The 7,352-nt window shown below is 31.5% G+C and carries 5 protein-coding genes and 1 pseudogene; 5 read left to right on the top strand and 1 reads right to left on the bottom strand.

The window, feature by feature from the left end; translation table 11 throughout:
• Window positions 1–256, bottom strand: a pseudogene (locus ABWP20_RS18035) (IS982 family transposase); the annotation flags it as partial.
• A gap of 163 nt (window positions 257–419) precedes the next feature.
• Here ABWP20_RS18035 and ABWP20_RS18030 point away from each other — a divergent pair.
• The 5 genes from ABWP20_RS18030 (at window position 420) to ald (ending at window position 7,296) form a co-directional block, all read left to right on the top strand.
• Window positions 420–1,823, top strand: a complete 1,404-nt coding sequence (locus ABWP20_RS18030; RefSeq protein WP_353097734.1) for a sigma-54 interaction domain-containing protein — start codon at window positions 420–422, stop codon at window positions 1,821–1,823.
• Between the two features lie 161 nt (window positions 1,824–1,984).
• The gene (locus ABWP20_RS18025) at window positions 1,985–3,265 is read left to right on the top strand and encodes a glycine/sarcosine/betaine reductase component B subunit (RefSeq protein ID WP_353097732.1); all 1,281 of its coding nucleotides are present in this window, start codon (window positions 1,985–1,987) and stop codon (window positions 3,263–3,265) included.
• Between the two features lie 11 nt (window positions 3,266–3,276).
• Window positions 3,277–4,548: a glycine/betaine/sarcosine/D-proline family reductase selenoprotein B gene (locus ABWP20_RS18020; protein ID WP_353097731.1), complete on the top strand. Its 1,272-nt coding sequence runs from the start codon at window positions 3,277–3,279 to the stop codon at window positions 4,546–4,548.
• 179 nt (window positions 4,549–4,727) lie between these two features.
• A complete protein-coding gene (locus ABWP20_RS18015) occupies window positions 4,728–6,140 on the top strand; it encodes a Na+/H+ antiporter NhaC family protein (RefSeq protein ID WP_353097729.1) in 1,413 nt (470 codons plus the stop codon).
• Window positions 6,141–6,177: 37 nt separating this feature from the next.
• A complete protein-coding gene (ald, locus tag ABWP20_RS18010) occupies window positions 6,178–7,296 on the top strand; it encodes an alanine dehydrogenase (protein ID WP_353097727.1) in 1,119 nt (372 codons plus the stop codon).
• The last annotated feature ends 56 nt before the right edge of the window (window positions 7,297–7,352 follow it).

Here is a 7,352-nt window from a genome sequence, read left to right as displayed (position 1 = left end):
GAAACAAATCTCTTAGATTTTTATTGCAGAACCCTAACCAAGCTTTTTCTGAATCAATGGTTAAGAGTTCACCAACGATGCTAATGGTAATTATTTCACTATCACTTAGGATAGCATCCTTGATATTACGGCGTTCTTTAATATGTGTTGGAATAATCTCTTGGTAAATATCGTCAATTAATATATAAATGACTGTAATAAAGTCTTTTAAATCAGCAATTTCTTTGATAGAATATTTATTAGAAAACTCTAGCATATGTTATCCTCCTATCTTGATTGGTTGTCAATGATAGGTTAACATAATTGCTGGAGTTTTTATATTTGTAATTTTTAACTAGCACAACAAGTTAACTTAGTTATTTGCCATAAACCTTAGCTATACTATATAATAGAATTATAGATAACCTGGAGGGAATGAAATGGAAAATGACAATTATTTGACGAACATGGATTATGTAGATGCAATAATGATAATAGATAGACATGGAAAAATAGTCTATTCAGTTAGGTATAATCCTAGATTTGACAGTAGTGGATGCCAAGATGATTTTCAGAATATAATAAATAAAAATTTTCTAGAAGTATATCCAGAAATTAATCCAAAGGAAAGTACAATGATTAGGTGTATAAATGAAGGAAAGCCCATTTATTTATCTGAACAGGTGTTTAATGATCATAGGGGAAGAGTTATAAATACTCAGAATCTTACAATACCTATAATTAGAAGTGGTAAGATTCTTGGAGCAGTTGAGTTGTCAAAGGATATAACAAAGATTGAAGAACAAATAAATAAGAAAAAATATTTTAGACAGATAGTTAGGGATAACCAGAATAAATTAAATGGAGCAAAATTTAGTTTTGGAGATATAGTAACCTCTAACAACTATATGTTACATAATATAGAAAAGGCAAAAATAATATCAAATAATACTTCTTCAGTATTAGTCTATGGAGAAACGGGAACAGGAAAAGAACTTTACGTTCAATCCATACATAATTATAGTAATAGAAGAAATAAACCATTTGTAGTACAGAATTGTGCTGCACTTCCAGAAAATCTTTTTGAATCCATATTGTTTGGTTCAGTTAAAGGTGCTTTTACTGGTGCTGTAGACAAGCCAGGTTTATTTGAGGAGGCTCATGGTGGAACTTTGTTTTTAGATGAAGTAAATTCGATGCCATTAAATTTACAGGCAAAACTTTTACGAGTTTTACAAGATGGAAAAGTACGCAGAGTTGGAGATAATAAAGAAAAAGAAGTGGATGTAAGAATAATATCTGCAATGAATATTGAGCCAATTAAGGCTATGGAATTAGGGCAAATTAGAGAAGATTTATTTTATAGGTTATCAGTTGTAAATATTAAATTATTGCCACTAAGGGAAAGAAAAGAAGATATTATGTTATATGTAGACCATTTTGTTAATCTTTATAATCACAAATATAATAAGTCTATAACAGGCATTTCAGACGAAGTAAAAAAATTGTTTTTGAATTATGATTGGCCAGGTAATGTTAGAGAACTACAGCATATAATAGAATCTGCCATTAATTTTACTAGTTATGGAGATATAAAAATAATTCATTTACCAGTTTATCTAAGCGAAAAGAAAAACATTAAATCAAATAATTCAAATGACTCTCTTTTCAATATTGGGTGTTCAAAATCACTAGATGAGATACTGGAAGATATGGAGAAACAGATGATAACAAAGGCTTTAGAAGAAACATCAGGAAATATAACTAAGGCTGCATCTTTACTTAAAATAACTAGACAAAGATTACATTATAAACTCGACAAATATAGAATAAGTTTTACATAATATTAAGAAAATAGCAAAAAATCTTTCATCTTGTGACAGAAATCTGTCACTTTTTTTATTTTTTGCAATGCTTAAATGGCTTTAAAGCTGTTTTTGCTATTGGCATGTCTTTTGCAAATATATTATGTTAGTAAATAAAAACAAAAAATGGAGGTTAAAAAATGGAGTTAATTTTAAGAAAAATAGAAATTAAAAATATTATATTTGGTTCAACAACCAAAGTAGAAAATTCCATATTAACTATTTGTAAGGAGGAAATACAAAACCTATTATTAGAAGATGAAAGAATATTAGAAGTAAGGATAGATATAGCAAGGCCAGGGGAATCAATAAGGATTATTCCTGTTAAGGATGTTATAGAACCTAGGGCAAAATTAAGTGGAGATGCTTTTCCAGGAATAGATGGAAAGATTGAAGAGATTGGCAGAGGAATAACATATTCTCTAAAAAATTGTGCTGTAATTACTACAGGTCCTATTGTGGGATTTCAGGAAGGAATAATAGATATGAAAGGTCCCTTAACTAAATATACACCATTTTCTGAGCTAAATAATATTGTTTTAAATATAAAGAAAAAATCTGGGGTAAGTCCTCATGAACATGAAGAAGCAGTAAGAGTCGGAGGAATAAAAGCAGCACATTATATTGGAAAGAAAGCTTTGGAATATGAGGATTATGAAGAAGAAATATTTAATTGGAATAATTTATGGAAAAAATCAAAAGAATATCCAGAATTGCCTAAAGTAGCTTATGTTTATCAATGTGTTGGACAAGGTCTATTACATGATACTTATTTTTATGGTAAGGATGTTAAAACAATGGTACCAACTTTAATAAATCCTTTAGAAATATTTGATGGTGCTTTAGTGAGTGGTAATTGTGTTTCTGCAGGTTCTAAGACAACTACATACCATCATCAAAATAATGCTATCATTAATGAATGCTTCAAAAGACATGGAAAAGAAATAAATTTCATGGGAGTAGTCCTAAGCCCAATGACAACTTATTTAGCAGATAAATACAGGAATGCAGTAATTACAGCAAGGACTATAGAAATTCTTGGGGTCGATGGAGTTATTCAGTCTCAAGAAGGATTTGGAAACCCAACAACGGATTTGATGATGATATGTAAAAGGCTTGAGAATAAAGGCATAAAGACAGTTTTAATAAGTAATGAAGATGCTGGAGCAGACGGTAAATCTGAATCTCTGCCAGATGGAACTATAGAAGCAAATGCAATGATTTCAACTGGTAATAGTAATGCTACTATTAAAATACCGCCAATGGATATTGTATTGGGAGATTTAGATGCTCTGGAGCATGTTACAGGAGGTTTTCAAGGTTCAAGGCAGGAAGATGGATCTTTAATAATAGAAATTCATGGAATATTAGGAGGACATAATCTACAAGGGTTCAGTCATTTATCAGCAGTAACTATCTAGGAGGTGAAAAAATGAAAAAAATATTATTTTATACTAACCAATTTTTTGGTCAAATTGGTGGGGAGGATAAGGCTAATATTCCACCGAGAATAGAAAATGGGATGGTTGGATCAGCAAACTTATTTAAATGTTTAGATGGAGAAATAGTAGCTACAATAATTTGCGGAGATAATTTTTATGCAGAAAATATGGAAGAAACTAGGAAATTCATAGAAGAACAAATAAAAACATTTAACCCCGATTTAATAGTAGCAGGTCCAGCATTTAATGCTGGAAGATTTGGAATAGCATGTGGAGATATATGCAAATTTGCCAGCGAAAAATTTGGTATTAAAACTATAACAGGCATGTATTTTGAAAATCCAGCAGTTGAAATATATAAGAGTAGTACATATATTTTGGAAACAGGAAGTTCAGCGGCTTCCATAAGAAAGGCAGTACCTAATATAGTTAAATTAGCTAATAAATTATTAAGAAACGAGCATATTGGATTGCCAGAGGAAGAAGGGTATATTGCAAAAGGTATTAGAGTAAATATATTCAAGGAAAAGACTGGAGCAGAAAGAGCTCTTGATATGTTAATAAAAAAGCTAAAAGGAGAGGAATTTAAGACTGAAATTCCTATACCAACATACGAGACTGTTATTCCAGCCCAACCAATAATTAATATTAAAAAAGCGAAGATTGCCTTATTAACAACTAGTGGGCTAGTACCTATGAATAATCCTGATCATCTACCAGCAGCTACAGCAAAATTTTATAAAAAATATTCAATTGATAAAATCGATAGGTTCATAAAAGGAGAATTTGAATCAGTTCATGCAGGATTTGATCCAGTATATGCAAATAATAACCCTAATAGATTATTGCCATTAGATTTACTAAAGGAATTAGAACAGGAGGGAAGCATAGGCAACTTGTATGAGTATTATTTTGTGACTACAGGAAATTCCACATCAGTAGCAGATGCAACAAGAATGGGAAAAGAGATAGCTGAGGAATTAATAGATGCAGAGATAGATGGGGTTATTATGACTTCAACCTGAGGTACCTGTACACGTTGCGGTGCGACTATTGTAAAAGAAGTCGAGAAAGCAGGCATACCAGCATCACATATTTGTACAGTTACTCCTATTTCAAAAACAGTAGGGGCAATAAGGATAATACCAGCAGTGGCAATACCTTATCCAGTAGGTAATCCTAATGAATCTAAAGAAAAGGAAAGGGATATAAGGGTTAAGGTAGTACAGAATGCTTTAAATTTATTACAAGAAAAATTCTAGGAAGGATATTTATGGCTGAATTTGAAGAACAAACAGTCAGATATTAATTATTATATCAGGCATAAAGAATAAGAACTATAAAGGAGAAAAAGAAAAATGGGGCCTTAGATTTGTGTAGTATTATTTATTATAGCTAATAAGAATTATTTAAATACCTAAAAAAACAAGGAGGTAATATCATGGATTTAACGACGAGCTATGGAATTTTATCATTATTACCGGCTATGGTAGCAGTAGTATTAGCCTTTGTTACTAAAGATGCTATATTTTCTCTGTTAATAGGAATATTAGTAGGAATTTTTGTAACAGGACAAAATGTTCTACTGGGATTTACTGGATTAGTTCAAGATGCATTGGGAAATGCGGATTTTATCTGGGTTGTATGTATAGAAGTTTTTGTAGGAATTATGGTAGCATACTTTCAAAAATCAGGAGCAATAGATGCTTTTACCAAACGGATAGAAAAAAGAAGTATAAAAGCAGCAGGAGCTCAGATAATATCATGGTTATTAGGTATATTCATTTTTTTCAGTGATTATTTTAGTCCTTTATATGTGGGAACTGTTATGAAAGGCATTACAGATAAGGCTAAAGTATCGAGAGAAAAATTATCATATATATGTAGTTCAACTTCAGCTCCTGTTTGTACATTGATACCATTTTCAGCATGGGGAGTATATATGGCAGGATTGTTAGTAGGAATAGGGGATTTTGCAGATAAGATTATAGCAACAAATGCAGTAATTAGAATGGTTCCATTTAATTTTTATGGGATATTGTCAGTTGTTATGGTAGGGCTTATTGCGATTGGTATTGTACCAGATTTTGGTCCTATGAAAAAAGCTGAAAAAAGAGCAAGAGAAACAGGTAAGGTAATAGCTGATGGTGCCAATCCTATGATGGGAAAAGAGTTAGAGCAGATTAAACCCAATGAAGGGGTTAAACCTAATTTGCTGCTAAACTTTTTTGGACCAGCGCTTATCATCATAGGAGTTACCTTGGGAACTTATTTATTCACTGGAAATGCTAAAACTCTTGAAGGATTTATAGCAGCAGTAGTATTTCAGTTTATAACAATGTTAATTCAAAAAATGGCTACAATTGACGAACTTGTTAAAACTGCCACAGAGGGAATTAAGAGTATTATCTCAGCCATACTTATATTATCTTTAGCTTATTGCTTAAATACAATTAGCAAGGAACTAGGAACTGCTAACTATGTAGTATCAATTACAAAGGCTTGGATGACTCCAACTTTATTGTTATTATTTACATTCATTACTTGTGCCTTTGTTTCATTCTTTACTGGGACAAGCTGGGGAACATATGCAATAATGACTCCAATAGCTATTCCATTAGCCTTTAATCTTACAGGCGGAGTTATTAATAATGTTATTTATGCATCCATTGCAGCAGTTATGAGTGGAGGATGTTTTGGAGATCATTGCTCTCCGATATCAGATACTAATATTTTATCATCTTTAGCATCAGGCTCTGATCATATGGACCATGTTAATACTCAGATGCCCTATGCTTTATCAGTTGCTGGAATAACATGTATATTGTATTTAGGATTAGGATTTATACTATAAAAATATTTTGAATTTTATAATTAAGGGGGAAAAAATAATGATAATAGGAATACCAAAAGAAATAAAATCAAATGAATATAGGGTAGCATGTGATCCTAGTGGAGTAAAAGAAATAGTAAATAAGGGACATAAAGTATTAGTTGAAAAAAATGCAGGTGCTGGCAGTGGGTTTTCTGATGAAGATTATAAGAAACAAGGGGCAGAAATAATAGATACAGCAAAAGAGATATTTGGAAAAGCAGATTTAATTTATAAAGTAAAGGAAATATTCCCAGAGGAATTTGAATATATGAGAGAAGGTCAGATAATATTTACTTATATTCATTCAAATGCCCATAGAGAGCAAACAGATGCCATGATTCAGAAAAAAATAATTGGAATTGCGTATGAAGATGTTAATGATAAAGATGGAGAATTTCCTTTGTTAAAGCCAATGAGTATAATAGCAGGTAAGGGAGGATTCTTAGCAGCTTTAAACTTTATGCAGAGAATTCATGGAGGGAATGGAGTATTATTATCAAGAATAGATGGTGTAAGAACTCCAGAAATAACCATTATAGGAGCAGGAAATTCAGGAGTTGGAGCAGCAGAGCTAGCATCAGCTTTTGGGAATAAAGTTACAATGTTAGATATAGATATTGATAAAATGGAGAAAGTTAGAAAATCATTGCCAGCGAATGTAGAATTTCTAATTTCCAATAGAAGTAATCTAGAGATGTGCCTAGAAAGAACAGATGTATTAATGAACTGTATTTTATGGCCTAAATGGAGAAAAGACCATTTAGTAAGTAAAGATATGTTGAGAATGATGAAAAAAGGAGCATTAATAGTAGATGTGGCTTGTGATGATGCAGGAGCCATAGAGACATGCAGATCAACAACCCATGATGATCCTATATATGAAGTAGATGGAATAACACATTATTGCGTAGATAATATACCATCAGCATTTTCACAAACAGCTACTCAGACTTTATGTAATGCCACTCTTCCATATGTTCTACAAATGGCAAACAAAGGGGTAGAAAAAGCATTAAAAGACAATAAATATCTTAGAAGAGGTTTGTCATTTTATTATGGAAAATTGACACTAGAAGAAACTGGAAGAAAACAAGAAAGACCATATATAACACCTGAAGAAGCTTTAGGAATATAAATATTAAACCTGAATTATTCATCACAATTCAATAATGATGCTACACTCTCAATATT

The organism is Tissierella praeacuta, assembly GCF_040396155.1.
GTDB classification, from domain to species: domain Bacteria; phylum Bacillota; class Clostridia; order Tissierellales; family Tissierellaceae; genus Tissierella; species Tissierella praeacuta_A.
This window is presented reverse-complemented; position numbering and strand designations above follow the sequence as displayed.

Bases quoted from the DNA above. Each gene is read 5' to 3' on its own strand.
- ABWP20_RS18030 (WP_353097734.1), top strand. From the start codon at position 420: ATGGAAAATGACAATTATTTGACGAACATGGATTATGTAGATGCAATA.
- ald (WP_353097727.1), top strand. From the start codon at position 6,178: ATGATAATAGGAATACCAAAAGAAATAAAATCAAATGAATATAGGGTA.
- ABWP20_RS18015 (WP_353097729.1), top strand. From the start codon at position 4,728: ATGGATTTAACGACGAGCTATGGAATTTTATCATTATTACCGGCTATG.
- ABWP20_RS18025 (WP_353097732.1), top strand. From the start codon at position 1,985: ATGGAGTTAATTTTAAGAAAAATAGAAATTAAAAATATTATATTTGGT.